The sequence below is a fragment of the Faecalicatena contorta genome (genome assembly GCF_021531995.1).
GTDB lineage: Bacteria > Bacillota > Clostridia > Lachnospirales > Lachnospiraceae > Dorea_A > Dorea_A contorta_A.
Map to the genome: position 1 here is coordinate 1 of NZ_JAFBIZ010000049.1, position 20,545 is coordinate 20,545.

A 20,545-nucleotide genomic window follows, 5' to 3' on the forward strand; every position below is an offset into this window, starting at 1 on the left:
ATATTATACAACACAAATTCATATTTTTAAAGGGTTTTCTGAATCATTATGTTTTATTGACTTGATCTGGCAGTAATGCTATTATTATAGCGTCGGTGTACAAATACTTTTTATCCTGTAAACACCGGCACCAACGGTGTTAATACACGGTATGCAATTTATAATAATAAGAAGAAAGAACATATGAAAAGGTGGTATTCCAATGACAAATAGTGAAAAAGCACTTAAGATGCACGAAGAATGGCAGGGAAAGATAGAAACGACCGCAAAATCTCACGTAAATTCCCGCGAAGATCTGGCAATTGCCTATACTCCCGGAGTTGCAGAACCATGTAAGGTGATTGCCGAAGACAAAGAAGCGGCATACACCTATACGATCAAATCCAACACAATCGCTGTCGTATCGGATGGAAGTGCCGTGCTGGGACTTGGTAATATCGGTGCCCTTGCTGCAATGCCGGTGATGGAGGGAAAGGCCGTTCTGTTTAAAGAATTTGGCGGCGTTAATGCTGTTCCTATCTGTCTGGATACTCAGGATACAGAAGAAATCATAAAAACGGTGGTAAATATCGCACCTGCCTTTGGCGGCATCAATCTGGAAGACATCAGTGCTCCAAGATGTTTTGAAATTGAAGAACGATTAAAAGAACTCCTTGATATCCCTGTATTCCATGATGATCAGCACGGTACGGCAATCGTCGTTCTTGCCGGTATCATCAATGCCATGAAAGTAACCGGAAAGAACAAGGAAGATTCCCGAGTTGTCATTAACGGTGCAGGTTCTGCCGGTGTCGCAATCACAAAGCTTCTCCTTACCTATGGATTCAGGCACGTCACCATGTGCGACATCAACGGAATTATAGGAAAAGATTCTCCGAATCTGAACTGGATGCAGCAGAAAATGGTAGAAGTAACAAACCTCGACAATCAGAAAGGTACTCTTGCCGATGCCCTGAAAGGTGCTGATATCTTCGTCGGTGTATCTGCTCCCAATATTGTGACTCAGGAAATGATTGCATCCATGAACAAAGATGCGATCATCTTTGCAATGGCCAATCCGGTTCCTGAGATTATGCCGGATCTCGCAAAAGCTGCAGGGGCAAAAGTAGTCGGTACCGGACGTTCTGATTTTCCAAATCAGGTAAATAACGTGGTTGCCTTTCCTGGTATCTTCAGAGGTGCTCTGGAAGGACGTGCTTCTTCTATCACAGAAGAAATGAAACTTGCAACCGCAAAGGCCATCGCCGGACTGGTTCCGGATGATGAATTGAACGAAAATAACATTCTGCCGGAAGCATTTGATCCTCGTGTATCAGATGTCGTAAGCCGTGCAGTAAAGGAACTGATCTGATATGACCGTTCGCTGGAACGAGAAAAGATATTATTCTCTGGACTATTACCTAAAGAAAACATATGGCGAAAAAATATATAAGATCTCATTGAATGGGGGAATGACCTGCCCCAATCGAGATGGTACTCTGGGACGCCGGGGCTGCATATTCTGCAGTGCCGGCGGTTCTGGTGATTTTGCAGAGACACCGTCTCTTTCCATCACTGAACAGATTGAATGCGGCAAAATCAGAGTATCAGGGAAGCAGACGGGTACTTCCTATATCGCTTATTTCCAGGCTTATACCAACACTTATGCACCGGTAGAATACCTGCGAAAGATCTTTATGGAAGCAATCCATCATCCGGATATCCGTATCCTGTCAATCGCAACCAGACCGGATTGTCTGGGATCAGAGATTCTGGAGCTTCTCAGTGAATTGAACCAGATAAAGCCTGTCTGGATTGAACTTGGACTTCAGACCATTCATCCCGATACGGCACTCTATATCCGACGAGGATATGATCTTCCGGTCTTTGAACAGGCAGTCAAAGAACTGCGTGCCCGCAGTATCGAGGTAATCGTTCATACCATCCTGTGCCTTCCAGGCGAAAGCACCAATGATATGCTTGACACTATGCGTTATCTGAACACACAGGATATCCAGGGAGTAAAGCTTCAGCTTCTGCACATACTAAAGGGAACGGATCTGGCAGACGCCTATCTTTCCCATCCGCTTGAACTTCCTGAGATGGAGGAATATTTTGAACTGCTCAGCAGATGTCTTGTACAGCTTCGCCCGGATATTGTCATCCATCGACTGACTGGTGACGGACCAAAATCACTTTTGCTCGCCCCTCTGTGGACAGCCAATAAACGTCAGGTCTTAAATGCCATGCAGGTTTATTTTAAAACACACGACATCTGGCAGGGAAAGGAGTTTTCATTATGACCCAATCATTCAAATTATATAAACTGATCATTTTATATATGTTAAATAAAGTGGACTTCCCTCTGACAAATTCTCAGATATCTGAATTCATTCTGAACGAAGGCTATACCACTTATTTTAACCTGCAGCAGGCGATTTCGGAACTGATCGATTCCGGCTTCATCCGCGAAGAATCCACTCACAGCCGTACTTTCTATCATCTTACAGAAGAGGGCGTTGAGACCATTCATTATTTCAAAAATGATATCTCACCTGCTATTCAGGAAGATATCAATGCTTTTCTGAAAGCTAAACAATATGAATTAAAAAACGAAGTTTCAGTCAAATCTGATTATTATAAAAATTCAAACAGGGAATATTCTGTACGATGTCAGGTACTCGAACACGGATTTCCTCTGATCGACCTGACGCTCACTGCTCCAACAGAAGCTGAGGCTGAGACAATTGCCAATAACTGGGCCAAAAAGAATCAGGAAATCTACGCATTAATCATGACACATTTGTTATAAATCTTGACGAAAAGGAATAAACAATATGAAACTAAGAAAAATGGCACAACTTTATATCAGCTTTTGCAAAATCGGAGGACTTACTTTTGGCGGCGGCCTTGCGATGCTTCCCATGCTTCAGCGCGAAGTCGTGGAATCTCATCACTGGTGTACAGAAGAAGAGATTCTGGACATGTACGCAATTGGCCAATGTACCCCCGGCATCATTGCCGTCAATACAGCCACCTACGTCGGATACAAACAGGCCGGTTTTTTTGGTGGAGCGGCCGCTACACTTGGCGTCATATCACCTTCCATCATAATTATCTGTCTCGTTGCATCCATTCTTCAGAACTTTATCCATCTGCCTGCAGTGGATCATGCACTTGCCGGTATCCGTATCATTGTATGCGCATTGATGCTGAACACAGTCGTAACCATGGCACGCAAAGGAATCATAGACATTCTTGGAGGAATTCTTTTTGTTGCGGCGTTCGTTCTTGCCTGCTTTACTCCGGTGCCAACCGCACTTATTATCGTACTGGCAGGAATCATCGGCGTTATCGCACGCTCTGTTGAAGGGAGGACCAAGAAATGATCTATCTGACACTTGCATTTGAATTCTTTAAGATTGGTCTATTCTCCATAGGCGGAGGTATGGCAACGGTTCCTTTTTTAATGGACCTTACGACCAGATATGACTGGTTTACCGCTAACGAGCTTGCCAACATGATTGCCATCAGTGAAAGCACACCGGGACCGGTTGGCGTCAATATGGCAACCTATGCCGGATACTCTGCAGCCGGAATTCCCGGTGCAATCGTTGCCACGCTGTCCTTAACAGCACCTGCACTGGTGATCATCGTGATCATTGCCCGTTTTCTCGAAAACTTCAATGAAAATCCGACGGTAAAAGCCGTTTTCTACGGAATCCGCCCAACCGTTGCCGCATTGATCGGATATGCCGTATGGGAACTTCTTCAGATTGCGATCGTTGTAACCAGGAACGGCGTTTCTCAGATTGATATTCTGAGTACCCTGATCTGTCTGGCAGCATTTTTACTGCTTCAGATAAAACACTTAAAAAAACTGCACCCGCTTGTATGGATTGCAGCAGGTGCAGTCATTGGAATCCTGTTCCAGTTATAGACAACAATTAAAATAAGAATTCACTCATAACATAATTACTGATATCAATGCCACGTTCTGTCAGGCGTATGTTGTCTCCGGATTTTTCTATCAGTTTTTCCTGCAAAAGCTTATGCAGGACATCTCCATACACATCCTGTATACTTTTCCCGAAGGACTGATAAAATCCGGTGACAGAGATCCCTTTCATCTTTCGAAGTCCCAGAAACATGTATTCTTCCATCTGATTTTCAATGCTTAAGCTCTCCGGATCTTCTCCCTGCGTCCAGCGTCTGTTATTCATGAGTGATGCTGCGCCGGTTCCGATTCCAAGATACTCGTCACGATTCCAATATCCGAGATTATGCCGACATTCATATCCGTCTTTCGCATAGTTTGAAATCTCATATCTGTGGTAACCATATTCCCTGAGTATATTCTTTGTAAACTGATACATCATACGCTCCGTATCTTCATCCGGAAGTTCTCTTCTTCTCCTGGCTTCTGCTCTCTCTCCCTCTCCGTATTTCTCGTAGAAAGGAGTTCCCTCTTCAATAATCAGACTATAAGCAGAGATATGCTCCGGTCCAAGTTCTGCCACCGTTCTCAGTGTACTCTCCCAACCATCCAGTGTCTGAAAAGGAATTCCGGACATCAGATCCACATTGATATTGTCAAACTCTTCTTCTCTTGCGAGCGTAAATGTCTCCTGAAACTCCCGGAATGTATGGATTCTTCCCAGCATTTTGAGTTCCTGATCATGCACGGACTGAAGACCGATGCTCAGGCGGTTGATCCCGGCACGTCTGTAGGAGATCAGCTTGATTCTGTCCAGAGTTCCGGGATTGACCTCAATCGTAATCTCTGCATCAGAGTCAACCGGAAACGTACCTCTGACCGCATCAATAATATCCCTGACCTGTCCGGCCTCCAGAATGGAAGGTGTCCCTCCTCCGAGAAAAATACTGGTAACATGATAATCCTCTGCCAGTTTATCATATGAGCGTATCTGCCTACAAAGTTGTTCTATATATTTTTGTCTTTCCTCTGCGTCTGCAGGCGCCGACAGGAAATCACAATATCTGCATTTTTTCACACAAAAAGGAATATGAATATATATCTCTAACGGTTTCATTACTTATCATCCAGCTTCAATACACTCATAAATGCTTTCTGAGGAATCTCTACATTACCAACCTGACGCATACGCTTCTTTCCTTCTTTCTGCTTTTCCAGAAGCTTTCTCTTTCGACTGATATCACCACCATAACACTTGGCTAACACATCTTTTCGCATGGCCTTCACAGTCTCTCTTGCAATGATCTTGCCTCCGATCGCTGCCTGGATCGGAATCTCAAACAATTGTCTCGGAATCTCTTCCTTCAGCTTTTCACACATCTTTCTTCCGCGCTCATACGCATTGTCGGCATGGACAATAAAGGACAATGCGTCCACCTGTTCTTTATTGATAAGAATGTCCAGTTTTACCAGCTCTGAACGTGTATATCCATCCAGTTCATAATCAAAAGAAGCATAACCTCTGGATCTTGACTTCAGTGCATCAAAGAAATCGTAGATAATCTCATTTAATGGCAGATGGTATCTGAGCACCGCACGGGTCTCTTCGATATATTCCATCTCATCATAGATTCCTCTTCTTTCCTGACAAAGATCCATAATTGCCCCGATGTATTCTGAAGTAACCATGATCTCCGCTTTTACGATCGGTTCTTCCATATATTCTATCTCAGAAGGATCCGGAAGGTTCGACGGATTAGTCAGATCGATAACTTCCCCGTTCGTCTTATGCACTTTATAGATAACGCCTGGCGCTGTCGTTACCAGATCCAGATTATATTCTCTCTCCAAACGCTCCTGTATGATTTCCAGATGCAAAAGACCAAGGAATCCACAGCGGAAGCCAAATCCAAGTGCGATTGATGTCTCTGGCTCAAAATACAAAGAGGCATCATTCAACTGCAGCTTCTCCAGCGCATCCCTAAGATCCGGATATTTGGCTCCGTCTGCCGGATACATTCCACAATATACCATTGGATTGACTTTCTTATAACCTGGAAGCGGCTTCTCACATGGACAAGATGCATTGGTAACCGTATCTCCGACACGAGTGTCTTTCACATTCTTCAGACTTGCCGTAATATACCCAACCATTCCGGCGCTTAATTCCTCACACGGAATGAACTGACCCGCTCCAAAGTAGCCAACTTCTACCACTTCAGCTTTTGCTCCGGTCGCCATCATGAGAATAGGCGTTCCCTTTCGCACAGTTCCTTCCTTAATTCTGCAGAATACAATGACTCCTTTATAGGAATCATACAGGGAATCAAAGATCAGCGCCTGTAAAGGAGCCATAGGATCCCCCTGCGGTGCCGGAATCTTTTCTACAATCTGTTCCAGCACCTCTTCCACGTTCAGTCCTGTTTTTGCAGATATCAGTGGTGCATCAGTTGCTTCGATTCCTATCACATCTTCAATCTCTTCAATGACACGTTCCGGTTCCGCACTCGGAAGATCAATCTTGTTAATCACCGGCATGACATCCAGATCATGATCCAGTGCCAGATATACATTGCCCAGTGTCTGTGCCTCAACTCCCTGTGCAGCATCGACCACAAGGATCGCTCCGTCACAGGCCGCAAGGCTTCTTGACACTTCATAATTAAAGTCCACATGTCCCGGAGTATCAATCAGATTAAATATATATTCTTCTCCGTTTTTCGCTTTATAGACAGTTCGAACCGCCTGTGCTTTGATCGTAATCCCCCGTTCTCTCTCAAGATCCATATTATCAAGAACCTGCGACTGCATCTCACGGCTGGTAAGAAGACCTGTCATCTCGATGATACGGTCTGCCAGAGTGGATTTTCCATGATCAATATGGGCAATAATACAAAAATTACGAATTTTACTCTGATCTATTATTGACACTTATCTCGTTCTCCTTACATTTATTTCACATTTTGTTTTTACAGTAATCCTTATCTTATCACGGCAGATTCTGTTTGACAACGGTCAGACACTGTATTTTACAATAAAGAGTTCCACGCTCATCATATCATTTAGTCTTCCTGTCTTAACCATCTCTTCCGTCTCTGCTGCATCTTCCAGGATGGACCTTAACTCTGTCTCTGAAAAATCACGACATTGCTGCATATACTTGCCTGCCACAAAGGGATGAAGCCCCACCGTCTTCGCGATCTGAGATTTGTCAAAACCTTTACTGACCAGATCCCGAACTTCCATCAATAATTTAAACTGACGTGAAAGCAGATACAATATCCGCATAGGTGGTTCCTTCAGCGCCAGCAGATCATAATAATAATCCAGAGCTTTCTTCTGCTGCTTCGCCGCTACCGCCTCCACCATGGCAAAGATCTGATTCGTAACCTGGCTTGTGCAGATATCATCAATATCCTGAATCGCAATCTCACTTTTTCCCAGCGTATAAGAAAAAAGCTTTTCCATCTCTTTTTCCAGATTTTCCATATCCGTTCCAACCATGGAGATCAAATATCTTGCGGTAGATTCCTTAATCTGACGTTCTTCTTTTTTTACATTACTGGCAATCCAGTACAGAAGCGTTTTTTCATCCTGACGGCCCATCTCTGCGATCCGGCCCTTTTCCTTTACTGTCTTATAGAGTTTGCCACGCTTGTCTACTTCATTTTCAATGAAGAGAAAACAGGCTGTTTCCGGCATCGTCCTGATATAGTCTGCCAGTTCCGGCGATGCATTTTTGAAAAAACCGGAATTCTCTACAACAATCAGACGACGCTCTGCAAAAAACGGCATAGTCTCTGCCAGATCGATCAATTCCCCGGGCAGGATCCCTTTGCCCTCATAATAAGCATAATTAACGGTATCTCCCTCCGGAAGGATTGCCTTCGTCAGCTTGTCCTTATACTGTTTTTTCAGATAGGCCTCTTCTCCATATAAAAGATAAGCCTGTCTGAATACTCCTGACTTTATATCCTCATTTAAGCTTTTCATTCACTATCTAACCATATCTCTTGAAATTTCGTCCAGGGAATGAGCACCACACATTGCCATCGTATCTTTTAACTCTGCCGCAAGTTTTGAAGTATAGGATTCCACACCCTCAGCTGCCCCTCCATATACTGCAGTTACATATGGACGTCCGATCAATACCGCATCTGCACCAAGAGCAAGTGCCTTAAAGATATCTACACCAGAACGAATCCCGCCGTCAACCAGAATCTTCATATCTTCCCCGACAGCATCCACGATCTCTCCCAGCACTTCTGCCGTTGCCGGGCACTGATCCAGAACTCTTCCTCCGTGGTTCGATACCACAATGGCAGATGCGCCTGCTTCTTTTGCCTTTAATGCGCCTTTTACCGTCATTACACCCTTGATAATAAACGGAACACCTGCTTCTTCTATGATCTCACGCAGTTCTTCTACCGTCTTGCTTCCCGCCGGCGGGGTCAGATTCTGAAGGAACGGAAGTCCCGCAGCATCAATATCCATTGCAACAGCAAATGATCCGCATTCCTTGATCATTGCAAGCTTTTCTTTTAATGTATCGATATCCCAGGGCTTTACCGTCGGAATTCCTTTCCCGTTTTTCTGCCGGATTGCCTTTGTTGCGGCAACCATTACCGCCGGATTGGTTCCATCACCGGTAAATGCTGCAATTCCTGCATCTGCACAGGCAGATACCAGAATATCATTATATTCCAGATCATCATACTTATCTCCGTAATGAAGCTTCATTGCCCCGATCGGAGCTGCAAAGATCGGATAGCGAAACGTCTCCCCGAACAGTTCCAGTGAAGTATCTACTGTCTTGTTCTCACAGATTGTATCCATATTCACACACAATTCCTGCCATTTATCATAATTGCGGATTGCTACAGTTCCACTTCCCTTCGCACCAGGTCCCGGCATCTTACTGCCACAGGCTTTTCCGTTGCAGACAGGACATGCCTTACAATGTGGGCCCATACATGTTTTTGCATTCTGTAACACTTCTTCGTATGTCATAATCCATTTTCCTCTCTTCTTTCAAAAATGCCTCTTCCTAAAAGTATACTGAATTTTTCATCTGAATTCAACCATCATGATATTTTTCTTTACACGGATACCCAGTGCCGCAGAATCCTGTGTAGAGCGTATCCGGCATCCGGATCTTCTCAGGCGTTCCAGTGTCTCCTGATGCGGGTGTCCATAACGATTATTTCTTCCGGCCGATATCAGCGCATACACAGGCTGTACCTGTTCCAGAAATTCCTCTCCCGAAGAATTACTGGAACCGTGATGCGCCACCTTCAGGACATCCCACTGAGTATCTTTGTATTGTTCTTTCAGAATCTGCGTCAGACATGCCTCTCCTTCCCCTTCCAGATCTCCAGTAAGTAGCATATCGAACATGCCATACTGCAGACTCAGCACCAGAGATGACGCATTTCCCTTCTCCTGCTGTTCTTCCGCGTTTGGGAACAGACAGGTCAGCTTCATATCTCCTTCACGGATTATCTCACCCGGTTCCATAACTGCCACCCGGATCTGAGCACTTTTTGCAAGCTTGTATAACGCATCCAGACTGTCATCCCATGTTTTCCGGTTCGGAAGTACCAGTGTACGAATCTTAATTCCCAGACTCTGTCGTTCAATCAGTTCCTCGATTCCATTGATGTGATCACTGTCTCCATGTGACACAAATACATAATCCAGCTGATGGATTCCTCTGAATTTTAAAAAGGATTCCATCCGGTAACGTCCCACATGTTTCACATCACTGCTGCCTCCGTCCATCATATACGTACCTCCGGACGGACCTTGCATCACAATGCAGTCTCCCTGTCCCACATCCAGCATCGTCACCCGTAGCATTCCCTTCTCTTCCGGTCTGCAGATCAGGATACATACTGCTGCTCCCCACAGCACACATGCATACACATATTTTTTCCATCCCTTTGCTTTCCCCCGCAACATCAATATAACGATTGCAAGTACACTATAATACACTGCGATCTTCCAGATTTCCGGCCTTCCCGGCATAAGCCTTGCACCTGGAATATTTAACACATATATACAGCTTTTTTCATATATTTTCAGGATCCACCCACAGAATCCAAGAATCACTTCCGATGCCGGAGTACAGAAAAAACTCACCATACTTCCAAGCATTCCACAGAGCAAAATCAAAGACATCAACGGTATCACATACAGATTCAGAAGAACAGAATACAGCGGTATCTCATAGAAATAATACAGAAGAACCGGAAGTAATACAATCTGTATACTGATACTTCCCCATATTCCTCCTGCCGGAATATTCCCGGACAGAGATGACGCAAGCATGATGGAAAGAACCGCACCAAACGACATCCAGAATCCTCCGTCTGTCAGACTGAGCGGTCTCCAGCACAACACAATAACAGCTGCAAGAGAAAGTGCGGTCGGGCTGTCATAGTGTGTTCCCGCCATATCGGCTCCCACACGAAGCAAAAACATAACCAGTGCACGCATCACAGAAACGGTACATCCAATCATAAGAATATACAGACTCAGGATCAGAATTCCTCCAGCACCTCCAGCCAGATAAGATCCGGTCATCCTGCGAAGCAATCGATAGATCCCAAGTCCCACAAATGACAAATGAAGTCCCGAAACCGCCAGAACATGAGCAATTCCGTTGGCCTGATACAGGTCTTTCACATCCTGATCCATACCGGTTCTGTCTCCCAGCAGCATGGCACTTAAGATTCCTCCTTCCTTTTCTCCCATGGTCTTCTGAAGTTTTTCCTTCCATGCGGTCCGGAACCGATACAGCATATCCCGGCACTTCCAGACATCAGAATCCGTCAGTTTTATCTGTGATGCCCATACCATTCCATGAATATCCTGTCTTTGATAAAAAAGTTTTTGATCAAAATTTCCCGGATTTCTTGCATGTTCAAAAAACGCTGCTTCTCCCAGCACCGTAACCTGATTGCCAATATGCAGTTTTATATCGGAGTCTGTATAAATAAGAATATTTGATTCCCGAAATGATCGGTCTTTAGAATCAACAGAATTGTTCTTCAGATAAATTGCACGATATGTATCCTTCTGTTCTATGTAACCGACGGTTCCACTGACAGTCAGCACATCCCGCTCCTGCACATAAGTTTCAAGCGGGGAAGGCTTAAGTTCCTTAAGAAACATATGTCCTCCCCAGCCAACCGAAGGCACGATCACAGACAGGATGATAAGACATACCATAAATAGCGGTCTGTTTTTCAAACTTCTCTCTCCCTGCCAATATATCACTTTACCATTATTCCACGAGTTCCGGATTCCGGGACAATGGTTTACTCAGATCCACCCGTCCCATATAATTAATGTCAGACTTTCCATTCACAGAGATTTGAACCTTACTGGAACTGCCTCCGTCCACGATAGAATTTACAATAGAATACACCGTAAGCTCCGGATTGATCAGATACGAATTATTCAAGAATCCCTCATCCAGATTGACATAACAGATATGATCCTTCACAGAAACACTCATAACTTTTGTTTCCGGCGGAATAGCGAGCTGTGCTCCTTCCTCCAAAGGTCCCTTAATCAACTGCTCAACAATCAGTTTCTCCTTCGACATATTACTATTATAGCGGATGCTGACAGACTCTTTTACGAGCTTGTCCCCCTGACTGTTCGGGAAATACAGATCCAGTTCCGCACTCTGGTAAGAATGAAGTGTAGAGCCCGTATTCTGAATAAAATCTTCTGCCCTCATATACCCGACATCACTTCCCTGACTGTCTTTCAGCGGTTCGCCTTCTATCAGAAAGTATACATAATTCACGCCCTGTATCTGCCCCAGATTCTGCACCACTGCCGCCCGAAGCAAAACTTCCTGTGAAGGTGTCATCTCCTGATACTGACCGTTGAAACATATCTCCAGTTTTCCGTCTGCATATTCCCATCCGGTCACTTTTACACCTTCCGGGAACACACTTCTGTAGTCTTCGTCATCTGTTTTCTTTGGCATCTCCTTCAGAACATCTTCAATCTTCTCTTCCGTTGTACTGCCTGCTGCCTTATATTCTTCTTTGACCAGCGCCGTTCCCTCCTGATTCGCATAATATAATCCCTGATCCGAATCACTCAGCTGCTTTCCTCTTCCGCATCCAGTCACCATAATCATACATAGAACAGCACTCAGCACGATCTGATATCTTCTTTTTTTGCTCATTCTGCACTCCTCCCAGGTTATCTGACATACGTAAGCGGAATCCGTATGGTAAATGTAGTGCCCTCTCCCAGCTGACTGAAGACTTTAATCGCTCCTCTGTGCATGACCACTGCACTCCTTGCAATAGCCAGTCCAAGACCCGTTCCGCCGATTTCCCTCGAATGAGACTTGTCCACTCTGTAAAATCTCTCAAAGATATGCTCTTTCGCCTCATCCGGAATTCCAATCCCCGAATCTGCCACTTCAATATAACAATTCTTATGATCTGCATTCAGAGAAACATGCACCCATCCATTATCCTTGTTATATTTGATCGCATTTTCCACCAGATTAGAGATTGCAAGAGAGAGCTTAGTCTCATCAACCTCTGCTGTCACCGGCCGAAAACTCTCATACACTACTTCAATATTCCGGGTTGCCGCGATGGGTCTCAGCCTCTTTAATATACGTTCCACCAGTTCATTCATATTTTCCGTTTTGATATTCATCGTATTGGCAGAATTCGCTGTTTTATCCATCTTGACCAGAGACAAAAGGTCATTAATAATTTTATTTTCTCTTTCAATCTCCTCCGACATATCCCCCATAAACTCCTGATAAAGCTCAACCGGAACATTTTCCTGAGACAAAAGGGAGTCTGCCAGAACTTTCATGGAGGTGATCGGCGTCTTTAATTCATGCGAGACATTTGATACAAATTCATTTCTTGAATCATCCAGTGCTTTCATTCTTCCTGACATCTTATTCAATGCATCCGAGATATCCATCGTCTCTGTATAGGTATTTTCATGAAGATAATCTTCATTATACCCTTCTGTAACCGCCGAGATCGACCTTGTAATTCGTATAAACGGCTTTGTCATCCTGAGGCCTGACACAAAAGCCACAAGCAAGATACCCAAAGAAGCAATCAGGAATATCACATTTCCCTTATTATTCAGAACTGCCAGATTTCCCTCAATATAATCCGTAGACACGCTTACAAGCATAACACCTGCCACCTGATTTCTTTCGGTGCCCGGAATCGGAGACGTCACTTCAATATAATGATTCTTCTTATCATAATCCGTGGTTCCTTCTCCCTGAAAGCATCGAATAACATTCTCCGATACAATCGTCTTTCCCACATCCATGTCATATGTATCTTCTTCAATACGGAAATCTTTGTCTATGACCAGCACACGGCCATTGTAGATATTGGACAGCTGAATAAGCTCCGTACGGATCACTTCCGTCGTACTCCCAGTAGAATAACCGGAATTACTCAGCTGATTACATAGAATGGTACATTGATTCTGAATATCTGCAGTTCGTACCTCTACTGCACGTTTTCCATAACTTCCAAGAAGCAGCATTTTCATAACCAGCATCGGGATAATCCCTGCCAGTATCACCAGCAGGATTATCCGAAAACGCAGGCTCTTGAATATATTTCTTCTAAAATATGTCTTAACCCCTAAAATAATAACCAACGCCCCATTTCGTATATACATATTTCGGATCGCTTGGATTCACTTCGATCTTTTCTCTTAATCTTCTGATATGTACATCCACCGTTCTTGCATCACCCGGATATTCATATCCCCATACAATATTCAGAAGGTTTTCCCGACTGTATACTTTATTCGGATTCATGGCAAGGAGCTCCAGAAGATCAAATTCCTTTGCCGTCAGATTAATCTCTTTGTCTCCGATCACAACACGACGACTCTCACAGTCAATCTGCATATCGCCTTTTCTGATGATTTTATCACTGTTCTGATCCTTATCACGCTTACTGGTTCTTCGGATGATCGCTTTGATCCTTGCTTTTACTTCCAGAATATTAAATGGTTTCGTAATGTAATCATCCGCACCATATTCCAGTCCCAGTATCTTATCCATATCATCCCCCTTGGCAGTAAGCATCACGATCGGAACATCCGAATATTCCCGAATCTGCTGACACACCTCAAATCCATCATACTTCGGAAGCATGATGTCAAGAAGAATAATGTCATATGCATTCTCTTTCGCAAGCTTCAGTGCCTCTTCACCGTCATAAGCACAATCCACTTCCATTCCATCCTGCTCAAGACTGAACCTTATTCCTTTCACAATCAGTTTTTCATCATCTACAACCAGTATTCGTCTACCCATTCTATTACTCCCTTATTATTATACTTTGATCTGATCTTTTACTTTTTGAAACACACCCTCCTTGATACCTTCTACCTGCATCAGTTCTTCGATATTCTGAAAACCTCCATGTGCCTCGCGGTAACTGATGATAGCAGATGCTTTCGCCTCCCCGATACCGCTCAATGTCATTAACTGCTCCTTCGAGGCAGTATTCAGATTAACTTTTCCATCCTCCCGGTCATTCCCGGAAACACTCTGCTCATCCGAACATGACACTTCCTCGCCAGAAGGTACGTAGATCTGCTGTCCGTCTTCCGCCTTTTCTGCCTGATTCAGATAATCTTTCGCCGCCTTTTCTGTCATTCCTCCGGCAGCTTCAATCGCCTCATACAACCGGCTGCCGGCTTCCAGCTCATAAACCCCCGGATTACATACCTCTCCGCACACATGAACGCATATAGTCTCCTGCTGGTTCTCTGGTTCCCCTTCCGGCCTTTCTTCCTGCTGTACTTCTTCCTCAATTACTGTCAGTTCTTCCTTCTGATCCGGGATATCTGCTGAACATCCTGATACCCAGACCAAAATTGCCAAAAACAATAGATACTGTATCAATCGCTTGATCATACTCATGCATAAATCTCCTTCGCAGTCTGTCGTAACTGCAAATATCCCGCTTATGCCTAGTTAAATTTATTGTACTATTTCCATTGAAAAATTGCAACACCAATCAGGGCAATCCCCATTCCGATCACCTTTCTCCATTCCAGCGGTTCCTTCTCCACACCAAACAGTCCAAGAAGTTCTATCAGATATGCTACGATCAACTGTGAGATCACGATCAGAAGTACTGACTTCGCAGGTCCAAGCTGCTCCATGCTTTTTATAACCGTCCACGTGATCCCTGCTCCTATCACTCCTCCCAGCAGCATATAGCGTGGTTCCACCTTCCAAAGTGCTGACACACTGTCTCTTCCTGTCAGCATCCAGATGAGCAGGCACAACAAAAAAGCACTGAACTGTACCCATGCATTACTGACCCACATGCCTGTTACTTTCGTAACCTGTGTATTAAACACCCCCTGAATACTCATCAATGCACCGGACAACAATGCAATTAAAAAACCAACCATGACATCCACCTCCTACATTTTTGTAATTAGTATATCCCATGATTGGTTTTTTATGTCCCTGCTTTAGAACTATAATACCTTCTTCAGTTTTTCGATCATTTCATCAATGTGATCCTTCTCAATTATGAGTGGCGGTACAAAACGAATGACATCTGTTCCGGCACCGATGATCAGAAGGCCCTCTTTCAGTGCGGCATTGGTAATCCCGGATACTGGTTTTGTAACCCGGATTCCCTGCATCAGGCCGATTCCTTTTACTTCTGTTACACAGTCATATTCCTGTGCCAGCATCTGAAGCTTTTCCTTCAGATATTGTCCCATTGCTTTTGCATGTGCTGCTATTTCTTCTTTTTCAAATATCTCTGCTGTTTTACTTACGGCAGCACATGCCAGCGGATTGCCTCCGTATGTTGTTCCATGATCTCCCGGTTCCAGAGAATATGCGGCAACCTCTTCTGTCAGAGCAAATGCTCCTACCGGGATTCCGCTTCCGATTGCTTTTGCCATCGTCATAATATCCGGTCTGGTACCATAGGACTGCCATGCGAACATGGATCCGGTACGTCCCATTCCACATTGTACCTCATCACAGATCATCAGAATTCCCTCTTCATCACAGAGTTTCCTGATTCCTTTCATGAATTTCTCCGTTGCAAGGTTTATTCCGCCTTCTCCCTGTAAAGGCTCCAGGATTACAGCACAGGTTTTATCCGTAACCAGTGCCCTGACACTGTCCAGATCGTTATACTTTGCAAATGAAACACCCGGAACCAGCGGCTCAAACGGTTCGCGGTAAGACGTATGTCCGGTCACTGATACCGCCCCAAAACCTCTTCCGTGAAAAGACTCTTCCATGGCAATAAACTCATATCGTCCGGTACCTTTTTTATACGCATATTTCCTGGCAGCCTTAAGCGCACCTTCCACAGCTTCTCCTCCACTGTTTGTGAAGAAGATACGGTCCATTCCACTGACCCGTTTCAATGCCTCTGCCGCCTCACCGCACACTGTATTGTAATAAAGGTTCGATGTATGAAACAATCTGTCGATCTGTGCCTTTAATGTGCGGTTCAGTTCCTGGTTTCCATACCCGAGCGAAGACACCGCATATCCTGCTGCAAAATCCAGATATTTCTTTCCTTCTGTATCATACAGATATACCCCCTCTCCCCGTTCCAATACAACAGGAAACTGGTTATAGGTGTGTAACAACGCCTGATTAGTCTCTTCCATATATCGATTCATAATCCTATTCTCCCTGATAATATTTCTCATCCATATCGTTCAGAATTGCCGTTCCGATTCCTTTATTTGTAAAGATTTCCAGAAGCAGACAGTGCGGAATCCGTCCATCCAGTATATGAACTCTTGATACGCCAGCCTCGATCGCATCTATACAATTCTGAATTTTTGGAAGCATCCCTCCGCCAATATATCCTTCTTCCATTAATTTCCTGCCTTCGGATATTTTCAACTCGGAGATCAGTGTGTCCGGATCCTCCGGATCCTTATATACCCCCTCGATATCCGTAAGAAATGCCAGTTTTTCAGCTTTCACCGCTTTTGCAATCGCACAGGCGGCATCATCTGCATTGATATTATATGTATTATACTCATCATCCAGGCCTATCGGACAGATAATCGGCAGGAAATCCTTTTCCAGAAGATCAAAAAGAATATCTGCATTCACTTCTTTGACATCGCCAACAAAGCCAATGTCTTCTCCATCCGCATATTTTTTGTCTACTTTCAGAAGTGCTCCATCCTTACCACTGATACCGATGGCACGAACTCCCAGCTCCTCTACCAGCTGTACCAGACTCTTGTTTACTTTTCCAAGAACCATCTCTACCAGCTCCATTGTGGCATCATCTGTTACACGAAGTCCGTTAATGAACTGTGGTTTCATTCCTACTTTTCCAACCCATCGGCTGATCTCTTTTCCTCCGCCATGCACAATGATCGGCTTAAATCCAACCAGTTTAAGAAGAGTAACGTCCTGAATGACCTGTGCTTTAAGCTGTTCGTCTATCATAGCACTGCCGCCATATTTTACTACAATAATCTTCCGGTTAAACCGCTGAATATATGGCAGTGCTTCAATCAGCACTTCTGCTTTGTCCAGATACTTCTGCATTGATTTTTCCATATTATCACATTCCTTCCGTTTCTTTCTGCAGGCCTGTTTCCTGATAACAATGCTATCGTTATTTCATTCCTGTAATCAGTAATTAACTTCTGTAATCCGCATTGATCTCAATATAGCCATGGGTCAGATCACATCCCCATGCCGTTGCGCTCTTATCTCCCATCTTTACATCAGCAATTGCGGTAACTTCTGATTCAGACAAGATCCTGGTCGCCTCTTCCTCACTGTAATCAACTGCCGTTCCATCTTCAATGATCTGAATCTTTCCGGCCTTGCTCTCGAAGAACAGATCTACTTTTTCCGGATCAAACTGCGCTCCGGAATATCCCATGGCGCATAAGATTCTTCCCCAGTTTGCATCATGTCCCGCAATTGCCGTCTTGGTAAGATTAGAACATACAATAGCTTTTGCAAGCGTCTTTGCCTGTTCTGTACTTTCACATCCAACAGCCTTTACTTCAAACAATGCTGTTGCTCCTTCTCCGTCTCCTGCTATTTTCTTTGCAAGATACTCATTGATTACATGGAGTGCATCTGCAAATGTCTGATAATCTTTACTTCCGTATACGATCTCCGGATTCTCTGCCAGACCATTTGCCAGAAGGATCACCGTATCATTTGTAGAAGTATCTCCATCAACGGAGATCATATTGTACGTATCTCCAACATCCTCGCTCAGAGCTTTCTGAAGTGCATCTTTTGTAATCACCGCATCCGTTGTGATAAATGCAAGCATGGTACACATATTAGGATGAATCATACCGGATCCTTTGGCCATGCCGCCGATGGTAACCGTTTTTCCACCCACTTCAATCTCAACAGCCAGCTCTTTCTCGCAGGTATCTGTCGTCATGATTGCTTTTGCCGCCTCTGTACCATTTTCCAGAGAATCATTTTTCTTACCGGCCAACACTTCTACTCCGGCTGTCAGTTTTGCAATCGGAATCTGTTTTCCAATGACACCTGTTGAACCGATAAGCACACCATCTGCAGAAATATTCAGTGCTTTTGCTGCTGCTTCTGCAGTATCTTTGCAGTATCCGAAGCCTTCGGCACCTGTACATGCATTGGCAATTCCGGAATTAACGATGACTGCCTGAGCTTTTGCACCGCTTTTTACCACCTGCTGATCCCATTTTACCGGTGCAGCTTTTACCACATTCGTTGTAAATGTTCCTGCTGCCACACATGGAACCTGACTGTATATCATTGCCATATCTGTTCTGTCTGTATACTTGATCCCTGCCGCTGTTGATGCTGCTTCATATCCTTTTGCTGCGGTTACTCCGCCTTTGATCTGTTTCATATTCTTCTCTTCCTTTCCCTTGTATCTCTTTTCTTACTGAATAAATGCGGTAATATTTTCTTCATTTAATGTAAAATCATAATAATTAAGATCTTTTCGTTTTGTCCATCCTATCTCATTCCAGAATGCATTTCCGACATCGTTCTTTGTAAATGCAATGAGCGATACCTTATTGATCTGTTCTTTTTTCAGTGCCTCCATGGCAAATACTACCATTGCTTTCCCGATTCCATGCATCCGGTACTTCTCATCCACACATACATGGTACAGGCATCCCCGCCTTCCATCATGTCCACAGAGAATCGCACCTACGATTTTTCCATCCTCTTCTGCCACCACACTGGTTGCAGGATTTCGTTTCAGGAATCGCTCCACACCCTCTCTGGAATCATCTACACTGCGGATTCCAAATCCTTTGATTTTCATCCAAAGAGCACGGACCTGATCATAATCTTCGATCGTCATTACTCTAATCAACATCGTTTTCTCCTTCATCATATTATTACGGGAACATTGGAACCAGTTCCAGTCCCTCTCTCTCCGGAAGGCCAAACATCAGATTCATATTCTGAACTGCCTGTCCTGCGGCACCTTTCACAAGATTATCAATTGCCCCCATCATAATAACACGTTTTGTTCTGGGATCAATCTTAAAATTAATATCTACATAGTTGCTGCCTTCTACCCATTTTGTCTCCGGGCAGACATCCTTTTCCAACACACGGATAAATCTCTCATCCTTATAATACTTATCATATATTGCTTTTATTTCCTCATATGTAACATTCTTTTTCAGTGACGCATATTCTGTTACGAGAATCCCCCGATTCATCGGTACCAGATGTGGAGTAAAGTTGATGACAACCGATTCTCCTGACGCATAGCCAAGCTGTTCTTCAATCTCCGGCGTATGTCTGTGTGTTGCAACACCATAAGCCTTCATATTTTCATTGACCTCACAGAACAGATTCTGAACCTTGGCTCCTCTGCCCGCTCCGGAAGTTCCGGACTTTGCATCCACGATCAGAGTATTCATATCAATGATTCCTTCCTTCGCAAGCGGATACGCTGTCAGAATCGAGCATGTTGTATAGCATCCCGGGTTTGCAACCAGTCTTGCTTTCTTCACATCTTCACGATTGATCTCACACAATCCATATACTGCTTCTTCAATAAACTGTGGACTTTTATGTTCAATCCCATACCATTTCTCATACGTCGCGACATCTTTAATACGATAATCTGCACTCAGGTCTACGATCTTCGTCTTTGACAGAATGTCTTCCGTAAGCATCGAAGCACAGAATCCCTGCGGCGTCGCCGTAAAAATCACATCCGCCTGCTTTGCAAGCTCTTCCATATTATCATCCATACATTTCGCATCCACAATTCGGAACATATTCTGATATACATCCGCATACTTCTTATCTATATAACTTCTGGATCCATACCAGACAATTTCCACATCCTTATGTCCCATCAATAATCTAACCAGTTCACCGCCGGCATAGCCGGTTGCACCGATAATACCTGCCTTAATCATATATTAACATCCTTTCCGGGGTGGGGACGGGGAATTTTTAAAAATCCTCCGTCCCAAATTAAAAATCCCTTGTCCCTATTTTCAAAATACCCTGTCCCAAATTAAAGAACTTGCATAATTATACATCCGCAATGAATATTATTCAAGTATTTTTTTGAATTTCTGCATATT

20 protein-coding genes are annotated in these 20,545 nt (G+C 44.0%); 5 read left to right on the forward strand and 15 right to left on the reverse strand.

All coding sequences use genetic code 11. From position 1 onward, the window contains the following. The first annotated feature begins 202 nt into the window (after positions 1-202). From JQM82_RS08135 to JQM82_RS08155, 5 genes are read left to right on the forward strand one after another with little or no spacing between them, the layout of a single operon-like run. Entirely contained in the window at positions 203-1,351 is a 1,149-nt protein-coding gene (locus JQM82_RS08135; protein ID WP_235249624.1) for an NAD(P)-dependent malic enzyme, read from the forward strand. Between the two features lies 1 nt (position 1,352). Further along, a complete protein-coding gene (locus JQM82_RS08140; protein WP_235249625.1) occupies positions 1,353-2,282 on the forward strand; it encodes a TIGR01212 family radical SAM protein in 930 nt (309 codons plus the stop codon). Then, positions 2,279-2,791 (forward strand): DUF4364 family protein, encoded by a 513-nt coding sequence (locus tag JQM82_RS08145; RefSeq protein ID WP_235249626.1) that lies wholly within the window; start codon positions 2,279-2,281, stop codon positions 2,789-2,791. Before JQM82_RS08140 ends, JQM82_RS08145 begins: the two co-directional genes overlap by 4 nt. A gap of 25 nt (positions 2,792-2,816) precedes the next feature. After that, the gene (locus tag JQM82_RS08150) at positions 2,817-3,368 is read left to right on the forward strand and encodes a chromate transporter (protein ID WP_235249627.1); all 552 of its coding nucleotides are present in this window, start codon (positions 2,817-2,819) and stop codon (positions 3,366-3,368) included. Continuing rightward, complete coding sequence (locus JQM82_RS08155; RefSeq protein ID WP_235249628.1) at positions 3,365-3,919, forward strand: chromate transporter; 555 nt, start codon at positions 3,365-3,367, stop codon at positions 3,917-3,919. Before JQM82_RS08150 ends, JQM82_RS08155 begins: the two co-directional genes overlap by 4 nt. A 7-nt stretch (positions 3,920-3,926) precedes the next feature. Here the strand turns inward: JQM82_RS08155 and hemW are convergent, their stop codons facing one another. From hemW to argC, 15 genes are all read right to left on the reverse strand, one after another. Continuing rightward, positions 3,927-5,033, reverse strand: coding sequence for a radical SAM family heme chaperone HemW (gene hemW / locus JQM82_RS08160; RefSeq protein ID WP_235249629.1), 1,107 nt, complete (start codon positions 5,031-5,033; stop codon positions 3,927-3,929). Then, positions 5,033-6,847, reverse strand: coding sequence for a translation elongation factor 4 (lepA, locus tag JQM82_RS08165; protein ID WP_235249630.1), 1,815 nt, complete (start codon positions 6,845-6,847; stop codon positions 5,033-5,035). Before lepA ends, hemW begins: the two co-directional genes overlap by 1 nt. A gap of 84 nt (positions 6,848-6,931) precedes the next feature. Beyond that, a complete protein-coding gene (holA, locus tag JQM82_RS08170) occupies positions 6,932-7,909 on the reverse strand; it encodes a DNA polymerase III subunit delta (RefSeq protein ID WP_235249631.1) in 978 nt (325 codons plus the stop codon). A 3-nt stretch (positions 7,910-7,912) separates the two neighbouring features. Continuing rightward, positions 7,913-8,926, reverse strand: coding sequence for an alpha-hydroxy-acid oxidizing protein (locus JQM82_RS08175; protein WP_235249632.1), 1,014 nt, complete (start codon positions 8,924-8,926; stop codon positions 7,913-7,915). 57 nt (positions 8,927-8,983) lie between these two features. Beyond that, the gene (locus JQM82_RS08180) at positions 8,984-11,170 is read right to left on the reverse strand and encodes a DNA internalization-related competence protein ComEC/Rec2 (protein WP_235249633.1); all 2,187 of its coding nucleotides are present in this window, start codon (positions 11,168-11,170) and stop codon (positions 8,984-8,986) included. A gap of 34 nt (positions 11,171-11,204) precedes the next feature. Continuing rightward, positions 11,205-12,125, reverse strand: coding sequence for a GerMN domain-containing protein (locus JQM82_RS08185; protein WP_235249634.1), 921 nt, complete (start codon positions 12,123-12,125; stop codon positions 11,205-11,207). Positions 12,126-12,142: 17 nt separating this feature from the next. After that, a complete protein-coding gene (locus JQM82_RS08190) occupies positions 12,143-13,618 on the reverse strand; it encodes a sensor histidine kinase (protein ID WP_235249635.1) in 1,476 nt (491 codons plus the stop codon). Next, the gene (locus JQM82_RS08195; protein ID WP_235249636.1) at positions 13,575-14,264 is read right to left on the reverse strand and encodes a response regulator transcription factor; all 690 of its coding nucleotides are present in this window, start codon (positions 14,262-14,264) and stop codon (positions 13,575-13,577) included. The genes JQM82_RS08190 and JQM82_RS08195 overlap by 44 nt, the downstream gene beginning before the upstream one ends. An 18-nt stretch (positions 14,265-14,282) precedes the next feature. Further along, on the reverse strand, positions 14,283-14,876 hold the full coding sequence (locus tag JQM82_RS08200) for a helix-hairpin-helix domain-containing protein (RefSeq protein WP_235249638.1): 594 nt from the start codon (positions 14,874-14,876) through the stop codon (positions 14,283-14,285). Between the two features lie 68 nt (positions 14,877-14,944). Continuing rightward, positions 14,945-15,376, reverse strand: a complete 432-nt coding sequence (locus JQM82_RS08205; protein WP_235249639.1) for a DMT family transporter — start codon at positions 15,374-15,376, stop codon at positions 14,945-14,947. A 69-nt stretch (positions 15,377-15,445) separates the two neighbouring features. Further along, on the reverse strand, positions 15,446-16,621 hold the full coding sequence (locus tag JQM82_RS08210; protein WP_235249640.1) for an aspartate aminotransferase family protein: 1,176 nt from the start codon (positions 16,619-16,621) through the stop codon (positions 15,446-15,448). 4 nt (positions 16,622-16,625) lie between these two features. Then, a complete protein-coding gene (gene argB, locus JQM82_RS08215) occupies positions 16,626-17,525 on the reverse strand; it encodes an acetylglutamate kinase (protein ID WP_235249641.1) in 900 nt (299 codons plus the stop codon). Between the two features lie 82 nt (positions 17,526-17,607). After that, positions 17,608-18,831, reverse strand: coding sequence for a bifunctional glutamate N-acetyltransferase/amino-acid acetyltransferase ArgJ (argJ, locus tag JQM82_RS08220; protein WP_235249642.1), 1,224 nt, complete (start codon positions 18,829-18,831; stop codon positions 17,608-17,610). 33 nt (positions 18,832-18,864) lie between these two features. Next, positions 18,865-19,308, reverse strand: coding sequence for a GNAT family N-acetyltransferase (locus tag JQM82_RS08225; protein ID WP_235249644.1), 444 nt, complete (start codon positions 19,306-19,308; stop codon positions 18,865-18,867). Between the two features lie 25 nt (positions 19,309-19,333). Then, entirely contained in the window at positions 19,334-20,374 is a 1,041-nt protein-coding gene (argC, locus tag JQM82_RS08230) for an N-acetyl-gamma-glutamyl-phosphate reductase (RefSeq protein ID WP_235249643.1), read from the reverse strand. Between the last annotated feature and the right edge of the window lie 171 nt (positions 20,375-20,545).

Excerpts from the sequence above, each read along its gene's own strand:
- JQM82_RS08135 (WP_235249624.1), top strand. The coding sequence starts at position 203 with ATGACAAATAGTGAAAAAGCACTTAAGATGCACGAAGAATGGCAGGGA.
- JQM82_RS08140 (WP_235249625.1), top strand. The coding sequence starts at position 1,353 with ATGACCGTTCGCTGGAACGAGAAAAGATATTATTCTCTGGACTATTAC.
- JQM82_RS08145 (WP_235249626.1), top strand. The coding sequence starts at position 2,279 with ATGACCCAATCATTCAAATTATATAAACTGATCATTTTATATATGTTA.
- JQM82_RS08150 (WP_235249627.1), top strand. The coding sequence starts at position 2,817 with ATGAAACTAAGAAAAATGGCACAACTTTATATCAGCTTTTGCAAAATC.
- JQM82_RS08155 (WP_235249628.1), top strand. The coding sequence starts at position 3,365 with ATGATCTATCTGACACTTGCATTTGAATTCTTTAAGATTGGTCTATTC.
- hemW (WP_235249629.1), bottom strand. The coding sequence starts at position 5,033 with ATGAAACCGTTAGAGATATATATTCATATTCCTTTTTGTGTGAAAAAA.
- holA (WP_235249631.1), bottom strand. The coding sequence starts at position 7,909 with ATGAAAAGCTTAAATGAGGATATAAAGTCAGGAGTATTCAGACAGGCT.
- JQM82_RS08175 (WP_235249632.1), bottom strand. The coding sequence starts at position 8,926 with ATGACATACGAAGAAGTGTTACAGAATGCAAAAACATGTATGGGCCCA.
- JQM82_RS08185 (WP_235249634.1), bottom strand. The coding sequence starts at position 12,125 with ATGAGCAAAAAAAGAAGATATCAGATCGTGCTGAGTGCTGTTCTATGT.
- JQM82_RS08190 (WP_235249635.1), bottom strand. The coding sequence starts at position 13,618 with ATGTATATACGAAATGGGGCGTTGGTTATTATTTTAGGGGTTAAGACA.
- JQM82_RS08195 (WP_235249636.1), bottom strand. The coding sequence starts at position 14,264 with ATGGGTAGACGAATACTGGTTGTAGATGATGAAAAACTGATTGTGAAA.
- JQM82_RS08200 (WP_235249638.1), bottom strand. The coding sequence starts at position 14,876 with ATGAGTATGATCAAGCGATTGATACAGTATCTATTGTTTTTGGCAATT.
- JQM82_RS08205 (WP_235249639.1), bottom strand. The coding sequence starts at position 15,376 with ATGGTTGGTTTTTTAATTGCATTGTTGTCCGGTGCATTGATGAGTATT.
- JQM82_RS08210 (WP_235249640.1), bottom strand. The coding sequence starts at position 16,621 with ATGAATCGATATATGGAAGAGACTAATCAGGCGTTGTTACACACCTAT.
- argB (WP_235249641.1), bottom strand. The coding sequence starts at position 17,525 with ATGGAAAAATCAATGCAGAAGTATCTGGACAAAGCAGAAGTGCTGATT.
- argJ (WP_235249642.1), bottom strand. The coding sequence starts at position 18,831 with ATGAAACAGATCAAAGGCGGAGTAACCGCAGCAAAAGGATATGAAGCA.
- argC (WP_235249643.1), bottom strand. The coding sequence starts at position 20,374 with ATGATTAAGGCAGGTATTATCGGTGCAACCGGCTATGCCGGCGGTGAA.